The organism is Amycolatopsis sp. NPDC004079 (genome assembly GCF_040610415.1).
In the GTDB taxonomy this organism is placed as follows: domain Bacteria; phylum Actinomycetota; class Actinomycetes; order Mycobacteriales; family Pseudonocardiaceae; genus Amycolatopsis; species Amycolatopsis halotolerans.
Genome location: NZ_JBEXMH010000002.1, coordinates 129,568 through 147,595, shown reverse-complemented (window position 1 = coordinate 147,595; position 18,028 = coordinate 129,568). Strand labels below are relative to the sequence as shown.

Annotated in this window: 15 protein-coding genes; 10 read left to right on the top strand and 5 right to left on the bottom strand. The window is 65.8% G+C overall.

Features of this window, described 5'->3' with window-relative positions; all coding sequences use genetic code 11:
* The first annotated feature begins 26 nt into the window (after positions 1–26).
* Positions 27–251: a hypothetical protein gene (locus ABZX37_RS02740; RefSeq protein WP_354735293.1), complete on the top strand. Its 225-nt coding sequence runs from the start codon at positions 27–29 to the stop codon at positions 249–251.
* Between the two features lie 110 nt (positions 252–361).
* Positions 362–874 (top strand): hypothetical protein, encoded by a 513-nt coding sequence (locus ABZX37_RS02735; RefSeq protein ID WP_354735291.1) that lies wholly within the window; start codon positions 362–364, stop codon positions 872–874.
* Between the two features lie 152 nt (positions 875–1,026).
* Here ABZX37_RS02735 and ABZX37_RS02730 read toward each other — a convergent pair whose 3' ends face one another.
* Complete coding sequence (locus tag ABZX37_RS02730; RefSeq protein ID WP_354735289.1) at positions 1,027–1,770, bottom strand: hypothetical protein; 744 nt, start codon at positions 1,768–1,770, stop codon at positions 1,027–1,029.
* Positions 1,771–2,089: 319 nt separating this feature from the next.
* Positions 2,090–3,391, bottom strand: coding sequence for a lanthionine synthetase LanC family protein (locus ABZX37_RS02725; protein WP_354735287.1), 1,302 nt, complete (start codon positions 3,389–3,391; stop codon positions 2,090–2,092).
* Between the two features lie 475 nt (positions 3,392–3,866).
* Between ABZX37_RS02725 and ABZX37_RS02720 the strand changes: the two genes are divergently transcribed.
* Together ABZX37_RS02720 and ABZX37_RS02715 are read left to right on the top strand one after the other, a co-directional pair.
* Positions 3,867–4,781, top strand: coding sequence for a hypothetical protein (locus ABZX37_RS02720; RefSeq protein WP_354735285.1), 915 nt, complete (start codon positions 3,867–3,869; stop codon positions 4,779–4,781).
* A 413-nt stretch (positions 4,782–5,194) separates the two neighbouring features.
* Positions 5,195–6,598 carry a pentapeptide repeat-containing protein gene (locus ABZX37_RS02715; protein WP_354735283.1) on the top strand — a complete coding sequence of 468 codons (1,404 nt, stop codon included), beginning with the start codon at positions 5,195–5,197 and terminating at the stop codon, positions 6,596–6,598.
* A 651-nt stretch (positions 6,599–7,249) separates the two neighbouring features.
* Here ABZX37_RS02715 and ABZX37_RS02710 read toward each other — a convergent pair.
* Positions 7,250–9,796, bottom strand: coding sequence for a Pls/PosA family non-ribosomal peptide synthetase (locus ABZX37_RS02710; protein WP_354735281.1), 2,547 nt, complete (start codon positions 9,794–9,796; stop codon positions 7,250–7,252).
* A 239-nt stretch (positions 9,797–10,035) separates the two neighbouring features.
* Between ABZX37_RS02710 and ABZX37_RS02705 the strand changes: the two genes are divergently transcribed.
* The 3 genes from ABZX37_RS02705 (at position 10,036) to ABZX37_RS02695 (ending at position 12,741) form a co-directional block, all read left to right on the top strand.
* The gene (locus tag ABZX37_RS02705) at positions 10,036–10,332 is read left to right on the top strand and encodes a hypothetical protein (RefSeq protein ID WP_354735279.1); all 297 of its coding nucleotides are present in this window, start codon (positions 10,036–10,038) and stop codon (positions 10,330–10,332) included.
* Between the two features lie 357 nt (positions 10,333–10,689).
* Complete coding sequence (locus tag ABZX37_RS02700) at positions 10,690–12,135, top strand: hypothetical protein (RefSeq protein WP_354735277.1); 1,446 nt, start codon at positions 10,690–10,692, stop codon at positions 12,133–12,135.
* A 45-nt stretch (positions 12,136–12,180) separates the two neighbouring features.
* Positions 12,181–12,741, top strand: a complete 561-nt coding sequence (locus ABZX37_RS02695; RefSeq protein ID WP_354735275.1) for a DUF4240 domain-containing protein — start codon at positions 12,181–12,183, stop codon at positions 12,739–12,741.
* Positions 12,742–12,846: 105 nt separating this feature from the next.
* On the opposite strand, the gene ABZX37_RS02690 is transcribed toward ABZX37_RS02695, so the two are convergent.
* Positions 12,847–13,041: a hypothetical protein gene (locus ABZX37_RS02690; RefSeq protein WP_354735273.1), complete on the bottom strand. Its 195-nt coding sequence runs from the start codon at positions 13,039–13,041 to the stop codon at positions 12,847–12,849.
* Here ABZX37_RS02690 and ABZX37_RS02685 point away from each other — a divergent pair.
* On the top strand, positions 13,013–14,050 hold the full coding sequence (locus ABZX37_RS02685) for a PQQ-binding-like beta-propeller repeat protein (RefSeq protein WP_354735271.1): 1,038 nt from the start codon (positions 13,013–13,015) through the stop codon (positions 14,048–14,050). The two genes, ABZX37_RS02690 and ABZX37_RS02685, sit on opposite strands and share 29 nt — an antisense overlap.
* A 172-nt stretch (positions 14,051–14,222) precedes the next feature.
* Entirely contained in the window at positions 14,223–14,840 is a 618-nt protein-coding gene (locus ABZX37_RS02680) for a hypothetical protein (protein WP_354735623.1), read from the top strand.
* A 265-nt stretch (positions 14,841–15,105) separates the two neighbouring features.
* On the opposite strand, the gene ABZX37_RS02675 is transcribed toward ABZX37_RS02680, so the two are convergent.
* A complete protein-coding gene (locus ABZX37_RS02675; RefSeq protein WP_354735269.1) occupies positions 15,106–15,651 on the bottom strand; it encodes a DUF2165 domain-containing protein in 546 nt (181 codons plus the stop codon).
* Between the two features lie 293 nt (positions 15,652–15,944).
* On the opposite strand from ABZX37_RS02675, the gene ABZX37_RS02670 reads away from it, so the two are divergent.
* On the top strand, positions 15,945–17,747 hold the full coding sequence (locus tag ABZX37_RS02670) for a dihydroxy-acid dehydratase (RefSeq protein WP_354735267.1): 1,803 nt from the start codon (positions 15,945–15,947) through the stop codon (positions 17,745–17,747).
* Positions 17,748–18,028 lie beyond the last annotated feature (281 nt).

The following is an 18,028-nucleotide window of genomic DNA, read 5'->3' as shown; positions in this document are numbered from 1 at the left end:
GAGCTGCTCTGCCCGGGTGCCTCGCGGTGCCCGGGCACAGCAGTTCGGCGGCCCAGGTCTCCTCCGGTCGCACCGATCAGAAATCGCCCGCCCCGTCGTCAATTCCGGAACTGGTTATTCCGGGCAACATGTGGGACAAGGCGGGCTTGGCTGCTCTGCTGGCCGCTGAAGGAGCCGATCTAGTGCTGGAACGCGAACAGGTCACCGCTCGAGGGCTGCGTGCGCAACTGCTGAGGCTGCTTGATCGATGAATCATCCTGCGCGTGGCGAAGGCGTCGACCCCTGCCCGCAGTCGTGTCCCCTTGCCCATCGGTGACGGCTGGCCGAGCCAGGTACCGGGTGACGGAAATAAGGTGTGCCCGTGAAACTTCTGCACCTCGAAATCACGCGCCACGATTGGTCGCGGGAGCACTGTGCCTGCGGCCGATCGGCTACGCACGTCGCGGACGACCTGATGCGGCTCGCCCGGGCTGACGAGTCGAGCGGCTTCGGCACCGAGATCTTCGAGGGACACGTGTTCGTGTCTTCGTTCGTCCACGAACCGGCCGTTCCCGTCGTGTCCGTCGCGTTGGCAGCGCTGGCGGACGACGTCTCGGACTACGCGCGGGCCAAGTTCCTGGAATTGCTCCTGTTCCTGGTCGGCGATGACGGCCGGTCGGAGCGAGCCGAACGCGAAGGGCGGGATCTTGCCGCCGAATGTGCGGCAGCGGCGAAACCCGGTATCTGGTTGCTTTACGCGGAGATCTTCTCGGGACGGCGGGCGGATGCCGTGGCTTCCGCGTACGAGACACTCTCTCTTATCGAAGAGGATGAAGAACGACTCGACCTTGCTCGGGTGGCTGCTGGTGAGCTTCTGCCTTGGGATTTGCGGTAAGGGCGAGCGCGGCAGTTCGGCAAGGTGTGAATCCCGGCCGAAAGGTCGACGGGATAGTGAGCGGGCTGGCGAAAAGCAAAGGCCTCCCCGCCGCAGCGGCAAGGAGGCCTTCACACATCCACAATGGACTCAGAAGCGCGTCCGGCGCGACATCAACGGCATTTGGCGGCGCTTTCGGCGATCGCCACTCCGCCGACCTTCCCGTCGGCCGTGGGGGTGAATTCGAAGTGCCAGCCCGGCTTCTCCGCGATAGGCAGCTCGAACCGCCCGGCCGCGTTCTCCTTCAAACCGCGCGCGTCGTACGCCTTGTGCAAGTCGGCCAGCGAGGATCCGGCGCCGATGCCCTCCGCGGTCTTGGCCTCGGGCGGGGCGCCCAGCTCGTGCAGGCCGTTCTTGCCGAACGAGGCGCCACCAGCCGCGGCGAACGCTTTGTCGCGCTCTTCTCGCTTGCCGGCCAGCTCGGCAATCGCCATCGCGGAGTCCGCCGCCAGCTGAGCCGCCTCCGCGTTCTTGGCGGCGGATTTGGCCGAATCCGCGGCGGACTTGCCCGCGGGCTGCTTCGCTTCCTGGTCCGCCGCGTCCGCCTTGGCGTTGAGGTCGTCGGCCTTCCGCTGCGCCTCGGTCTCGGCGGCCAGCCGGGCCTGGTCCGGCGCGGGGCCGCCCTGCCAGCTCAGGACCGTGCAGCCGTCCAGCATGGATACCGGGGCGGTGGCGAGTTTCCCGGTGGCCAGGGCCGCTTCCTTGGCCATCCCCGGGGCGATGCCGCGGTAACCGGCCGCGCCGAAGACCTCAGCGCGGGCGGGCGCTGCGCCCGACGGGGCAGTGGTGGCTTCCGACGAACACGCCGCCAGCGCGGTGAGTGTGGCGATCGCCACGGCCGAACGGCCGATGGACATGACAAAACCCTTGTGCATCTGATTCCCCTCGTACCGGACCCCGTTCAACGGGTCGTCGTTCCCGGTGGCCCGCGATAACGGATAACTTACCGGACCCCGCGGGTGCCCCCAATTGATTACCGAACGAGGCGACGAGTTGCTTTGGCTGTCCGAGCTGGACGCTGGTGCTCACGTGGGCCGGTGAGCGGGACGCGCTCGATGGCGATCTTGGGACGGGACCGCCGATGTGCCGTCTGTGATCTGTCGGGAATGCGTACGAGACCGTCAACCAGGCGCGGGCGGCTTGGCTGATTTGGCTGTGGACAAGCCTTTGCGCGGGCTACGGCAAGCTTGTCCGGGGAGAGGAACCGGCCGATCGCGTGCTCGCAGGACGGGCGACCGGATGTCCTGGCCAGGCCACTGCGTAGGCCGGATCGCGGTCAGCACTGATCCGGGCGAACCTCAGCAGCTCGCGGATGATCCCGGCGTTGCCCATCGCCCAGCCCGTGCGAGGCTCCAGGACGCTGGGAGTCGCGCGGTGTTCGTGGTTGGACCAGCGGACGCCCTGGGCATCGGCGGTGGCCCGAGCGGCGAGGTCGTCGACCAGCCCGGCGCCGAAGCCGGACCGCTCCTGTCGCTCGACGTGCCGATCGCACGCCAGCGTGAGCACTCCGGCGGTGCCGCAGCACGAACCGTTGTTGTCCCAGAACCCAGGGCGGATCCGGCGTGGCAAGCCGGACCGGGTGACGGTGTGCCAGCACCGATCGGCGAGCGCGTCCCACGCCGGGTCGTCGGTGATCGACCGGAGCAGCCGAAAGGCCTGAGCGTCACCGGCGGGGCCGTTGCACCAGCCGTAGCTGTAGCGCGCGATCAGGTCCGGCAGGTGTTGCGGGTCGGAATGCGGAACGAGGAAACCGTCCGGCCCGGCCTCGTCACGCGCGACCACATCGGCGGCACCGGCCAGCGCCAGATCGATCAGATCGCGGCGGCCGGTGGCGTTCCCGATCGTGGCCAACGCGACAACGATGCCGAGAGTGCCGTGGGCCATGTGGTGAGATCGCGGCGGACTCGGCCGGACCGCCCAGTTCACGCCGCCGGGAGTCGGATCGGCGGTGCGGAGATAGGGCTCGACGGCGAGCACGGCCAAGTCGTGGTCGCCGCAGGACAGCGCGCCCAGCCCGATGCCAGCGTTGCCCGCCAGCAGTTCGAACATGTCGCCCCATCGGTGCCCGTCGAAGCGAGAACGCACGTGGCGCAGCGCGGCCCGCGCGGCGGTCGTCGCGGAGGCGTCGTCCAGCAGAGCGCCGACGGCGTGGAGGGCGAACGCCATGCCTGTCAAGCCGAAGTAGAGCGAGCAGGCCTTTTCGCGCTCGACCGCAGCCGCGAGGGCACGCGCGCCTCGCTGGGCGGCGTCGCCGTAGCGGTCGTCGCCGAAGTGGTGCTGGGCTTCCAGCAACGCGAGCACGATTCCCGCCGAACCGCTGTAGAGCGACGGGTCCGTCTCGTCGTCGGTCGCGGTGCTGCCCCAGACCAGGCCGGCATCGATGGTCCGCGCGGCGATCAGCAGCCAATCCAGGGCGCCTGCGGCAAGGCCCTCGGCCATCCTGCCGCGGGTGGTGCGGAGCGACTCGCCGTGTTGCATCGTTCCACATTAGCCTTGATCCACTGACGGCTTGATTCTGTATTGGCTGTCGCGGACCGGAGACGACTCTCCTGGCAGGGCAGGGCAGGGCAGGGCAGGGCAGGCATCGGCAGTCTGCTGGAGAACAGCATGTGAGCGCCGCGCAGGACTCCGAGGCGGCCGAGACTTGTCAGAAGATCCGGCGGGAGCAGAGCCTCCGAGCAGTTTCTTGTCTGCTTCCGAGGCCTAGGTTGGCACTCGGGTCAGCGTGGGGCGAATGGGGCTGCGTCGGTGCTGAAGCCGGGATCGCTGCCGGTGTCTCGGCAACTTGCTCCGGGTTGAAACATTTCACTCGCCCGTGCCGATCTGTACAGGAACGAGGGAGACTATGGCCAACGAAGAAACGCCTGGGAAGAAGGGGCCCCGAGCTGTCTCTCGCCCAGCTCGATGCAGCCACTTGCGCGAGGACCCGCGCGGATACCCCATCATCGCGACGGTGGGTCAGCCGAGCGGTGACGAGGTGGATTTCGGATCGCTGTCGGAACGCAGGAAGCTCGCGCTTGCGACTTTCGACCTGTGTGCGATCTGCGCGCTGCCGTTCGGTGACGAACTGCGCTGGCAGGTGGCTTTTCAAGCAGAGGCTGCTAGTTCTCCTGCGGCGGTGTACTCGGAAGCGCCGCTCCACGAGATTTGCGGGCTGTACGCGGCTCAAGTCTGTCCTTTCGTGTCTTCTCCTCACGCCAGGCTCGGAGACCAATGGCGGAAGGGCGAACGACGTCCTGAGGTGCTGCTGCTGATCGGATACCGGCGGACGCAGAAGGTGTACGGCGAGCCGTCGCTTCTGCAGCCTGGAACAGGCGTCCTGCACTTTGAGATGTCAGATCCGGTGAGGTCGTATGAGCTTCATACAGCTGATGAAGCCGCGCGCGCGTACTCCGAGGCACTGCGAGCCGAGCGATCAGTCGCGACGACCTCTGACGAGCGACGGCTCGCTGACTTGCTGTGCAATCCGACTCCGAAAGAAGGTGAGGATTCGGGCGCTGTCATGGCAGGAGCGGCCTGGTATGTTGGCGCGGCCTTCTGCCCGGGGGTACGCGACGTGCAAGGCATGGGGATCTACGTTGACGGGGGTTCCTACCTCCGGATCGCCGCGCACGTCCTAAGCCGGCCGGAGGCCGCGAAGGAGATGGCCGCGGAGATCGACGACCAAGCCACTCGCGCAGCCATGAACTGGCTCGTCAACAGGGCACGGCTCCCGCGGGTGTTAGAACAGTGGAGGCGGGGCGCGAATGGCCGGATGTCGTCGGTCCGATCGCAGGTCGCCGCTGCGCAGATGAAGAAGTCGCCAGCCAATTCGAGGAAAAACAAACGGAAGAGCGAAGCGGCGAGTCGACGGAAGAATCGCAACTAGCGTGCATATCGGCTAATGGCCGGTACGCTTTCGAACTGGCCTGGTCCGTCAGCACGGCAAGAGGAATGCCTTGGCGGGAAGATGCTCCGGCTCAGTGCAGGAGAGGGTGTCGTCGGGTCCCAAGTCGCCTGCACCGGGTTCCTCCGCGCCGACCCCCGCCGAGTCTGCTTGCAGCACGACCGCGCCTTCCACGCCGGTGCCCGTCTGATCGGGCCGGGTGTGCGCCGTCCAAGGAAGCCGCGGATCATCGGGATATCTCGATTCCTTCTGCACCGGCGGTTGCTGTCGTGCCCTGCCCCTGAGGGGGTGGATTCAGCCCGAATGACGGCCATCCGGGTGAACGCGTTCCTTTTGGCGGGTGTCTTGCCTGCAACCTTGGCTTCACCGACCGGGTGTGCGAAAGGATGACCTTCATGAGCGATGAATCGCCGAAGCCTGGAGATGGCGATCCTCTCGATACCGCCTATCGGGTCACTACGCGGAGCAGTCGGTTGAGGCAGCTCACGCCGAAAGCGATGTGGACAACCGCTGTCGTGATCGCGGTTCTCACCACGGCCGCAGTAGTCCTGTTGTGGTGGCCGGCGACGGCGGGATTGAACGGTGCTGACCTGGTCAGAGCGCGCTTGGATGCGCTGAAGATCGGGCTGAGCATCGGCGTGGGAAGCGGCGGAGTCATCGCGCTGTACTTGGCCTGGCGGCGGCAACATTCAACGGAGGCCGACCTCGATACCCGCGAGCGCACGCTTGCTCACCAGCAAGAGGTCGCCGCGGATACGAAGGAGTACCAGGAACGCATTGCCGAAGATGCCCGGCAGGATGCTTCCGCGAGACGGATAACCGAGCTGTATACGAAGTCGGTTGAGCAGCTCGGCTCCGATAAGGCCCCTGTACGACTCGGCGGAATCTACGCGCTTGAACGCCTCGCGCAAGAGAACGAATCGCAGCGTCAGACCATCGTAAACGTATTGTGCGCTTATCTGCGGATGCCGCAGAAGGGGGCACGTAAAAGTCCTCGCAAGTTAGGTGAAAAGGTCACCGAAGCTGGTGAGGACGCACAAGAGCGCGAGGTTCGCAGCGCCGTTCAACAGGTCATTACCGATCACCTGAAACCTGAACTGGGTGCGGCATACTGGGGGCCGTGTGATCTGGACCTTTCAGGGGCAAGCCTTCGAAACTTGGACCTGGCGATGAGCAGTGTCGGCTCAGTAAGATTCAGTGGGGCAAAATTTTCTGGACCCGCACGATTCTCCCATGTGGTTTTTGAGGGAAATGTCACCGCGCATGGCGCAAGTTTTTCGAGCTATGCAGCATTTGACAATGCAACTTTTCGCGGTGCATTGGCTCTATCCGAGGTTATATTCGGGAGCGACTGCACGTTTAGTCGCACATTATTTCAGGGATCTTCCGTATTTACTGAAGTAACTTTCGATGGTCTTGCAGAATTCATGTGGGCTAAGTTTCAAAGGTCGGCTCAGTTTATATCTTCAAAGTTCGCTTCGGTTGCGGATTTTTCGGAAGCGGAATTTGGTCATCTCACAATTCGAGGCACAAAGTTTCTGGAGGATGCAAAGTTTCGAATCGTTGATGTCGACGGGCCAGTGGCGTTCGAAAAATTGCACTTTGATAAAGATGTCGATTTCACGGGAAGCGCTTTCGCTGGGTTTGTCAGCTTTATCGACATGCTCTTTTCGGCTGAAGTCAGTTTCCGTAGGGTGCAATTCGGCTGGGATCCAGAATTTCAAGCGGTGGAATTTGCGAAAGATCCTGTGGTGACGGGTGCGGCGACCCGAGGGGCCGACTTCAAGCTCGAGAGATGATAAGCAACCGGGCAGGCGGAGTTTTCGCCGCCTCAGGCCTGCGTCTGAAGCCGAGTGCCTTCAGACGCAGGCTGGCCCACAGCCTTCGAGATCTTGCGGGACGTGCCAACGAGTGACCGCAACGCAACGATCGAGGTGGAGTGAGGGTCGCCCCGGCAGATCCTCGCGGAACAGGCCTGGACTGCGGCGCGAGGTCGCACGCCTCGGGCGGCCGCCGTCGCCAGCTTCAGGAATTAATCGCCTCTGCGCAGCGGCCCATCGCCGCCCGAGATCGACTTCGATATCCGACAGCTCTCCCGCCGGACAGCTTCTTCGACGGCGACATGGGCACGATGACAGTCGCAATGCGCAGCATAATGTGGTCAAGCGACTGCGAGGGCTCGTATGCGATTTGGCGTAGCCCTTTGACAGAAACTCGGGCCTGTTCAGCGCATCCGAAGTTCGTGAACAGGAACACTGAACCCTGGCCTCCACGCGCCGTCGCCGGGCCTGCGTCGTCCTATGGTTCGGCGTGGTCGGCGACTCCGGTGACCGGCGCGAAGAACGCATTCACCGGACCCCAGTGCGTCGTTGTCGGCGTGCTCGGCAACGGGAGAGAGCCGGGTTCGGCGAGCAACACCGAACCCGGCCGTATGCGAAGCCGCCGCGACCTCAGCCTGGCGTCCGGCGGCGACCGGGCCGCGCGTCCACCGGGGAATGCTGCCCCGGCCCCGGCAGCGAGTGCCAGTGCGCCGGGTTCCCGCCCCAGCTGGCGTTCTCCGGGACCTCTTCACCCTTCATGAGGAACGAATTCGCGGCGAGCGACGAGCCCGAACCCATCCGCACTCCGTAGTGCACCAAGGCGTTGACACCGACGGAGCAGTCGCTGCCGATGCCGATGCGGTCCATCTTGAAACCGCCGTCCTCCTGCGAATGGCATTGGACGACGGAGCCCGCGTTGAGCGTGACGTCGTCTCCTAGTCGCACCAGTGTCTTTTCCGCGATGAAACACCCGTCGTCGAACAGTCTGCGGCCGACCTTGGCCCCCAGCAGCCGCCAGGCCATCGCCTTGAACGGGGTGCCGTTGAGCAGCTGGATGCGATCGGTTGCGGACGCTGCTTTCCAGAATCGTTCGTGCCGCCAGAATCGCCGGTCGTAGATCGAGCACGAAATCGGGTGCTGCGGCCGGACGAGGACGGCGATCCGTTCCACGGCGACGAAGTACGCGACGCTGTAGAGGGTCATGCCCACCACGTCGAGCGCGAACAGCGGCGCGCCGAGCTTGGCGTAGTAGATCTTCGACGCCCAGGCCAGCAGGATCAGCCCGAAGGAGAACAGCCACTGGCACAGGACGAACAACAGCATCGACACTGTGTTGTGCCGGGTCTTGGCGGCCAGCGCGCGCCGGAATTCGGCCGGGGTTCTCGGATGGTCGAGCTGGCTGTCGCGGTCGACCGAGCGCGGGATTTCGAAACTCGGCGAGCCGAGCAGCCCGACGTTCGTGCGGAGCGGGCCGTCGAGGGGCACCAGGACCTTGGTGGCCAGCAGGCAGTTGTCGCCGGTCCTGGCTCCGGCCGGGTAGGCGATGTGGTTGCCGAGGAAGTTCTTCGCCCCGACGCGCACCCGGGACAGGCGGAACGAGGTGCTGGTGTATTCGGCGTTGAGGACCGACAGCCCGTCGGCGACCATCGTGCCCGCCCCGGCCGCGAAGAGGAACGGGTTCTCGAACTTCTCCTGCTGCCCGAAGTTGGAACCGGTCTGCTCGGCCTTGGAGACCTTGCAGCCGACGCTGCGGAGGTAGTGCACGATGGCCGCGCTGTCGCCGAAGACGTCCTTGAAGAACCGTGCGTTGGAGAACCGCCGGATCACCCGGTGTGCGGCGTGGCGCGGGCCGTAGAAGCGATAAGTCTCGCCTGGTTTCAGGAGCGGGTTGAGCAGCCGGGGCACCGTGACGCTGACTGCGAAGCTGAGCAGTCGCATGCCGACGAACAGGATCGCGGAGACGACGAGGGCCTTGCCGTAGAACTTCGCGTCGGTGAAGTCCAGGTCGGCCGAGCCCAGTCCCAGGACCGGGCTGACCTGCGGAGCGAGGACCAGCAGCAGGTAGAGCACGCCGAGTGCCAGCGGGACCGCGACGAGGACCGCGAACAGCAGCTGGCGCACGGCGAACCACGCCCGGCGCACGCCGCCGCAGGACCTCGGCTCGACCCGCCGGTACCGCACGTCCGCGGGGACGGCGGGCGAGCCGTGCCAGCTCTCCCCGTCCGGGACCGTCTGTCCTGGATGCAGCGCCGAGGCGTGCCCGAGCTCGGCGCCGTCGCCGATCCGCGTGTCGATGTCGACCACGGACATCTCGCCGAGGTAAGCGTGCGCGCCGATGTCGACCCGGCCGGTCCGGAGTACTCCGCCCTCGGCGCGGTAGGTGGTGAAGTAGGTGTCCTTGCAGATAACCGTGCCTTCGCCGATCGTCAGCAGGTCGGTGCACACCGGCACGAAACCCGACAAGGCTGTCACGCCGCGGCCGATCTTGGCCCCGAGCGCGCGCAGGTACAGCGAGTAGAGCGGAGAGCCGGAGAAGAACGGGAGCAGCGGGTTCCGCTGGACCAGGGTCTTGACCAGCCAGAAGCGGACATAGCCCCAGCTCCACAAGCGGATCTCCCTCGGCGTCCACCGGCCGACGAGGACCCACTTGAGCGCGATCGGGAGCGTGCCCCCGATGACCAGCACCGCGGCGCCGAAGGCGACCGAACGCAGGTAGTAGGACAGAATTCCGGAACCGGCGATGAGCCAATCGGTGCCGATGCCGAGGATTTCCGCTGTGAGCAACGAATAGGCTGCGAAGAGCAGCAGTTGCAGCACTCCGCAGCCGAGGTATTCCAGCGGACTCGCTCTTCGCCGTGGCCCAGCCGGTCTGCTCTCTTCGAGGCCGGGGGGCGCAGGAGGTTCGACAGGCTCGGAGACGGCGGCGGTCGCGGCCAACCCGGCGGCAGTCGGGGTGCGGTACACGTCTTTCATCGACACCGACGGAAGTTCCGGCCGCTTGCGCACCCGGGCGCAGAACTGGGCCATCATGAGCGAATTGGCTCCGAGATCGGAGAAGAAGTTGCTGTCGACCGGAACCTGCTCCCGTCCGGTCAACTCTGCCATCACGTCGGCGAACGCCCGCCCCGTTTCGTCCGGAGGGCAGGGGCGGACGACCGGGGATTCGGTGAGATCCATGCCGTCACGATCGCATGACGCGATTTCCGTGTAACCGATGTGCGGCGGAGGTTGACTCTTTCGCAATCTGTTCGATGTGCAATGGGTATGACAAAGTACTCAACTTGGGAAATTAAGGTCCGGATCGCTTGGGTTATATTTATCGAAGTGGATCGTAATTGCTACTGGAAGCGCTGTCGAGCGCTGGCGTTAATGCGATTTCCGCAAGCTTCTGACCTGGTGTTCTGATGCTGTCTCGGATGGTCCCCTCGGTTGCGGTGCTGTCGCTGGAAACTGTTCCGCCGAGGCGGGCCGCGGAACTGCTTCCGATCGATAAGGTTGCCGTGCAGGCTAGTGATTGGCTGCTGATCAACCGCTTGCTCGGGGGTTGGGTGGCGGGGATGTCCGGCTGGCGACTTTTCGTGATTGCCGCTGCGGCAATGATGCTTATCTCGGAAGGGTTGGTTTCGCTTCCGGTGGATTTCGAAACTTGGATCGTTGCGAGAGTTCATCCTCTCGTCGTCGCCCGCCGGAGAATTCTCGTCGATTACTGGTAAATGTGGGTGAATGCACTGTGAATATTCCTTTTCCGGTTATCGGGTGGGTGCGGATGTCGTGCCTGGGGCTGTCGCAACTGACGCGACCGTTTCCCGCGCCGGAACTCCTCCGGATGCGTCGACGAAAGCGTCCGAGCGGACAGTTCGCCGAGAAGCGGCCGTTCAGTCGTATTGCCGATTGGCGCACGGTGCTAGCTTGGCTCGGCCGGGGTGCTGGCCAGCCGATGGCGCACCAGGTTTCCTTCGAGGCCGCATCGGGACGTGAGGAAGGGATGTGTCGTTTCGATCGCCGAATGTGGGGAAAGGTGTTCTTCTATGTCCCGAAGAAGATCACGCTCGAGGAGGGCGGCCGGGGCGGTGGCCGTGCTCGCGTCGTTGTGCATGGTCGGGAGTGCGCGGGCCGCGGTATCGCAGGCCGAGACGCGGACACTGGTGGGCTACGTCGTTTCCGATCCGGAGCTGGCGCGGCACCCCGAGAGGGTGGCGGCGGTAGCGCGGCGGGACGGCTCCTTGGACGCGCTGGGGATCAAACCGGTGTCCCGGACCGAGAACGGGAAGACCGTGCTGTCGCCGCGGGCCGCTGAGGACCCGCGCTATGAACCGCGCTATCTGGTCGACAGCGCGCAGTTCGACGGAGGACGCGCGCCCGCGGATCCCTACCGGTACATCAACCATCCGGCCGAGTGCTGGCACAATGCGTCCGAGTCCGATGAGGCGGGGTGGATCAAGAACCGGTTCTCCTACTGCCAGGTCAAGGTCAACTGGGCGCTGGACCTGGAGTGCACGGGCACCAGGTGCCGGATGATCGGCTACGCGACAGTCCGCGACACTCTCATCGGCTACGGCAAGATCGGCGGCGACCCCGCGAAACCCGAGCGCCGCTTCGCCGACTTCCAGCTGGTCTCCACGCAGATCGTCACCGACGGCACGTTCGACAAGCCCGCCGCACGGATGAAGGCGACCATCACCTGCGCCGGCGAGTACCGCGTCAAGAACGGAGACCTCGGCAACGAGGACGCGTGCCATCCGCAAGCCGGGCGCGGCGCCAGGGAGGATCCGCTCCCGGCATGGAAAGCCAACCCGCAAACCTGGTTCACCCTGCAGTCGGAGGCCTATCCGGCAAGTCCGGAGCGCGGCGAGCAACTGGCGCACGGGGTGTTCCGCATCGAGTACGAGTTCGCGCCCGGCGACGGCGTCAACATCAGCTTCACCAAGAGTTTCGAAGGGAGCATGCGCTTCGACAGCGCGGCCTACCTCTGGGACAAACAGGGCAGCGTTTTCGACCGCACCGTACCCGGCCTGTCCTTCGCCTACGATGACCGCAGGGTCGCCCGGCACGCCAAGTTCGTCCGGGAATCCGTCGCCGATCCCGGAGCCACCTGGCCGGTCAAGGCGGACAAGAAACTGCTCGGCTGGTTGCCCACTCACGCCGACTCCCTGCACCGGGTGGCCCGCGGCCTGGGACACGACTACCTCGTCGACGGAAACCGGGACACCGCGAAAGCCGCCTGCGCCGCGCCCGGGATGCCCGCACCGCTGCCCGACGAACCCACGCCCGTCGACTGTGCCGACTACGCCTACGCGACCACTTACGAAGGCGCTGCGGGCTGGCTCGACCCGGACAAGCACAAGAACGACTTCGCGGTCCGGTGGGTCGGCGAAGACCAGACCAGGGAAGCGGCCAAGCGCCTGCACGCCTGGTACCAAACTCACCGGATCCTCGACGTCGACCTGCTCGTCCCCGAACGTCACAACGCACTGGACCCGCTCGACCAGGAACGGTTCTTCCTGTCTGCCTCATAGCATTGCCGGAACTGCGAACACCGGTCCCGGCGAGTCGTGGCCGGCATGGACGAGCGGGCACCACACGGGTTCGGGCGGTTCCAGGGGAGAACCGCCGTTGATAGGGTGGAACTTGGCCGGCAACACCGTAAACTCACCCGGGAGGAACAGGCCCTGATGGACGACCGCGAGTTCTGGGCGCTCGTCTCCTTGGCGCGGCGGGACCCTCCGGCGACGGACCAGGCCGCTTTCGCTCCGCTGGAAGCGGAACTCGGCAGGCGCGGGGAAGCGGAAATCAAGCAGTTCGAGGACATCCTCGCCCAGCTTCTCTATGACCTGGACCGGGCAGAGTTCGCCGCGACGCCTTCCGCAGCCACCGGTCTGCCTCTCTCGAGCGATTCCTTCCTGTACCACCGGGCTGCGGTGGTGCTGGCGGGGGAGCAGGCTTACCGGTCCGTTCTCGAAGACCCGGAGAAATTCGATTCCTGCATCGGGGTCGGTGCGCCCGAGGCCGAATTCCTGCTCTACGTCGCGCAACACGCCTACGAGAGTTCGACAGGAAAAGAATGGGAGCACGTCAGCCCCGTCGACTACGAGACGGGATCAAACCCTGCGGGCTGGAGCTGAGCACGGCCGGTGTGGACGCGCATGAGGCTGGCGACGAGGTCGTAGCGCCAGAGGGCCGAGGTGGCCCCCGTCCGCCCCCCGGCCGGGAAGCAGGTTCGGAGCCGATCAGATCTTCCGCGCCGGCGAGTCGATCCAGCCGGGGAGGTCTTCCTGTGCGGCTGGGGCGACGCTGGCGGTGAGGCCGACGTAACTGAACAGAGTCCTGGTGGTGATCCAGACCGGACGGTCCGTGAGATGCAGTTCGTCGGGCGACAGCAAAGTCTGGTCGGCGATGCGACGAATGCGGTTGCCGACGGTCATGTGGTCGTGGTGGTCTGATGCGGTGATCGAAATGGGGTGGGAGCGGCCGCTGCACCAACGCGGCGTTGCCTCGGGACTCGCGGTGACGAACGGTCATGTCATCGTTCACGAGCGCAGCACGAGGCTGGTGAGCCTCGACCCGGCAGATGGTTCGGTGCGGTGGGATGTCCCGGTCGGCACGTGGCCGCGCGCGGTTGTCGTCGTCGGTGATCGTTGTCTGGCGATCCCGCAGGACAACCCTCGACTGTCCTGTTTGGATCTCGCGACCGGACAGGAGATCTGGTCCGCCGACGTTCCCGCTGTCCCCGGACACCTGGTCGTTTCAGCGAACGTGGTGCTCGTGGGCGGCTGGCGCGGTTACACGCCGCTGCGCGCATTCGATCTCGCGACCGGGCAGCTCCGCTGGGAAACCGAGCGTCGAATCGACACCGTGCTGCCCGTGCCCGCTGGAGACGGCTTCCTGATCGGCGAACCGCGGGACACCCGTGTTCGATTGATCGATCGGCACGACGGCCGGGAACTGTCCGCGTGGCAGCTGCCACAGCCGCTCGCGGACAATGACGCCGGATCCAGTATCTCGACGGTCGGACCCGACCGCTTCCTGCTGCGCTGCGGCCCGCGCGCACTGGCTGAGATCGTCCTGTCCGTCGACACAGCCCGAGAGTTCGTCCGGGCCGAGACCGGTCTTGCGGCCGCAGCACCGGGACATGCGAGAGGGTTGCTGTGGCTGCCCGAAGACCGCGGCGGCTACACCGTTGTGGATCCCACCGCGGGACGCCTGCAATGGCGTGTCGATGTCGGCCAGCGACTAGTCGGCGATGTCGTCCCGACGGCCGACGGCTTCCTGGTCGCTAGCGCTTCCGGGACCCTGCTTCACCTGACTTCCGACGGACGGCTCGCCAAGCGAACCAGCGTCGCGCGGAGGATCTGGGGGCTGCGTGGGGCTGCAACTGACCAGCTGTTTGCGCTGACCAAAGGTGCCCTGCTCGCCATCACGATCAGGAAATAGCGCGTGGTTGGAATAGGCCCCCCCGTAGCGGGACGGGGTCTTCTGCCCGCTCAGCACGGATCTGACCGCCACCTCCGAGCTGTACGGCCTTCGCGAGCCTAGGCAGATGGCGGACCGCGTAAAATGAGGGGCGGGAACAGCGGGTTCGCGCGACACTGCGCAGGTGATCACGATGCAACCGGTTGTCGAGGTGCGCGCGCGGGAAGACTTTGGCCTCTGGCCGGTCGCGGAGCTCGAACCGTACAGCTATTTCGCACTAGGCGGCAACCTGACGCCTGATGAGGTCGGGACAGTGTTGATGTGCATCGCCAGCTGCAACGACGTCGACCCGGAGGACGACGGCCGCCCGCCCCGTCCTGCCGACGAGTTGGGGGCGTTCCTGCACGGCCTGCTGACGTTCGACACCCTGTTTGCGTCCGGCGGCTTGCGGGTGACGGACACCGCCTCGGGCGTGGTGTTGCTGCCGGGTTGTTGCAACGGCCTGGAGGACTGGCGCGAGTGGAGCCGCGTCCTGGAGATCGGCGGGCAGGCTTGGTTCGGACACGATCCCGCCCCGTGCGCCGAACGTCGCGGCGACCTCGTCCGGTTGACCGTCGACGCGGAGCGGAGCGACAGCCCCGTGATCGAACTCCCGGCTGTGGCACTGCAGCGCCTGCTTGGCGCGGTCGAAAACGACCTCGTCGATTTCCTCGCATTGGCGACTGACTGGGCCGCCAGGAATCTGCCCCGCTGCGCCTCCTCAGTCACCGCGGCTCTCGCCCGGGTCCTCGACCTTCCTGTTTCTCCCTGAACCTGTGTCCGCGGCCGGGAGTCTGACGACGTCCTGACCGGCGAGAGACGGGGCATCGGCTTCGGTCATCGGCCCTCCGGAGACTGGCGGCGACAGGCGAGGGGTCCAGTCCGGCTCAGTCGCGACTGGACTGCGAATAGCGATCCTGCGAAATTAAACCGCCCAGTAAGCGGTTGAAAGACCGGAAGAATCGCCGTGCTTGCGGATGGAGCAGCCTGAAGCGCATCACCGTGGTGGGGGGCAGGTGCGCCGGTCCAACCAGCGGTCAGCTGACGTTGTCATCCGGTACACCCGCCGCGCGCCTCGAATCTTTCGTGGCGAGGTGGGTGAGCACGAGACCGAACGAGGCGATGATGAGGTTCTGCAGGGCTGGCTGGAGGCCGTTCCACTTGCTGGATTGCCACATTTGAAACCATTCTCCGCCTATCGCGATGAAGCCGACCCCGAAAAGCGTCAACTGCATCACCCAGCCAAGGTTGGACAGCTGCTTCGCTGTCGACAGCGGGCGACCGGCCAGGTGGGTCCGTATCCAAGCGACAAAACCAGCGATGAGCGACAGTGCGGTGAGCAGCTCCCACGCGATGATGGCAACGTAGACGGCGTCGGCAAGTCCGGGGCTGGTGATGGCACGCCACATCATGTTCGGTGATTGAAATGTCGTGTCCATAGCCAGGACGTGATGGACGAATTCTCGATTCGTTTCGAAGTCTGTGATGTTGCCGACGGCGACAAGTGTCATTTGTATAGCTGTCATCCCGGTGAGAACTGTGGCCGCGGCGGTGAGAGTTCCGATTCTGCTGAAGATGCGCATGTCTGGATCTTACCTGTTTGGTGTGAAGGACTGCGCCGTCTTCTACGTCCGTTGCCAGGATTTTCCCATGCGGATCGAAGAGGTAAAGGGTGTTATGTGGACGACGCCTGCATCTATGCCTATCGGTTGGCCTAGGGGGTGTCGCGTACTCCGCTGAGATGGTCCATAGGCGCAATTGTCGGTCGGTACCACCGGTCGCGAGCATGCTGCGCGCACCAGCAGCGGGTCGTCGCAGTGCTTGCGCAAGGGGCCGCCGCCTCGCCCGAGCTGCGCGCCTGGCCGGATCTGCGACGATGGGGACGATCGTGTCGACGACGGGAGAGCTGATGGACGAGTCGAGCCGCCGGGATGTGTGGCGTCCGGGCCAGGACTGCCAGGCGGTGGCCACGGCCCGGTCGCTGGGCCAGGACGTGGACAAGATCCACGGGGACGCGTGGGGCGTCGTCGGGACCTTGGGAGACAGCGTCTGCTACGTCGGCGTCGCGGACAAAGTCACGGCGATCCACGAGGCCCTGGCGCAGCGGATCCGCGACCGCGACCTGCCCGTCCGGCTGCTGGCCCCGAACTATTCGGGCGGGATCTCGGACGGCCAGCGCAACGGCACGCCGCAGATGCGGTACTCGCTGATCGGCCGCGAGACGACGAACGACGGGTTGTCGCTGCATTTCGAGGGCAGCGAGATGCGGGGAATCGTCGCCGTGGTGGCGTGCGACAAGCCTCCGGTCGGCGCGACGGCGGCGATCCTGGAGCGCGACGTGCCCGCGGTGGTGGTCTCCGACGGTTCGATCCGTCCGGGCACGGATCCCGAAACCGGGGAAACGATCGATCTGGTGAGCTGCTTCCAGGTCGCCGGGGACCCGGACGCGGCCAAGCGCGAGCGGTGGGCGCGCAACGCGTGTCCTGGGCACGGCAGCTGCGGCGGGATCTTCACCTACAACACGATGCAGTCCTTCATCGCCGTGCTGGGGCTGGAGCCCCTGCACATGGTGTCGCCGGCGTCCGAGGACGCGCGACGGGTCGAGGAATTCCCCGGGCAGATCGTGGACTGCCTGGAAATCATGACGCAGCGCGGGATAACGCCGCGCGACCTGGCCACCCCGCTCGCTTTCCGCAACGCCGCCGTCGTGGCGATCGCGCTGGGCGGCTCGACGAACGTGGTCCTGCACGCCCCGGAGATCGCCCGCGCGGCCGGCATCGACTTCTGGTCCGAGGTCATGACCCAGGAGGAGTTCAACCGGCTCTCCCGGACCGTCCCGGTGCTCGTCAACGCCCGGCCGTTCGGGCAGTACAGCATGGTGGACATCGACACCGCCGGCGGCCTGCAAGCGGTGGTGGCCGAACTGCTCCGGCACGACCTGCTCGACGGATCCACCCTGACCTGCACAGGCGAAACGCTAGGCGAGCAGATCGAGCGGCTCGACCCGCCCGCCCCGGACGGGCAAGTGGTCTTCTCCGCAGCCGAACCGTTCAAACCCACCGGCGGCTTGCGCCTGCTCTCCGGCAACCTCGCCCCCGACGGCGGCGCGGTGATCAAACTGGCCGGAGTCGAAACGGGCGTCGTCGACGGCCGGTTCGAGGGACGGGCTCGCGTCTTCGACAGCGAGCAGGAACTGTTGCGGGCGCTCATCGAGACGCCGGACGAGTTCGCGGACCGGGACATGGTCGTCATCCGCTACGAAGGCCCGCGGGGCGCTCCCGGCATGCCCGAGATGCTCGACCCGACGTCGCGCATCACCGCGCTGTGCCGGACGAAAGGCATCTCCATCGCGCTGATGACGGACGCACGGTTCTCCGGCGGATCGGTCGGCCTGGTCATCGGACACGTCGGCCCGGAAGCCGCCCTCGGCGGCCCGATTGCCCTCGTCGAGGACGGGGACACGATCACCGTCGATCTGAACACCGACTCCCTTGAGTGCGCGGAACTGGCCGACTCTGCTGTGTGGCAGGCGCGTAACGCTAAGTGGCAGGAAGCCGCCGCGGCGAACGGCGGTGTTCATCCGCTGGTTCGTCCGGTGTCGACTCGTTTGCTCCGCCGGATGCGTGCGCTCGCTGCCTCGGCGATCGATGGTGGGGGGATGGCGGAGGCTGTTCGCTGATACGGCCGGGTTGGGGTGCGGCCGCTCTTTCGAGGAGCTGCGCGGGGCCAGCTCTGGCCCGACGGAGTTGACGGGCGGGGTGTCCGGCGACCCGGAGCTCTCCGAGCTGGTGGTTCCCTGCTGAGATTCAGCGGATTCGTCTGGCCGTCGCCATGACAACGAGGAAGAGGCGGTCGTGGTGACCGCCTCTTCATCGGGTGTCTGACGTGTGTGTCCGCCGGGGGAAGGGAGACCATCCACATGCCTGCGCCTGGCCCCGTGAACGGCGGAGCTTTCCTGCA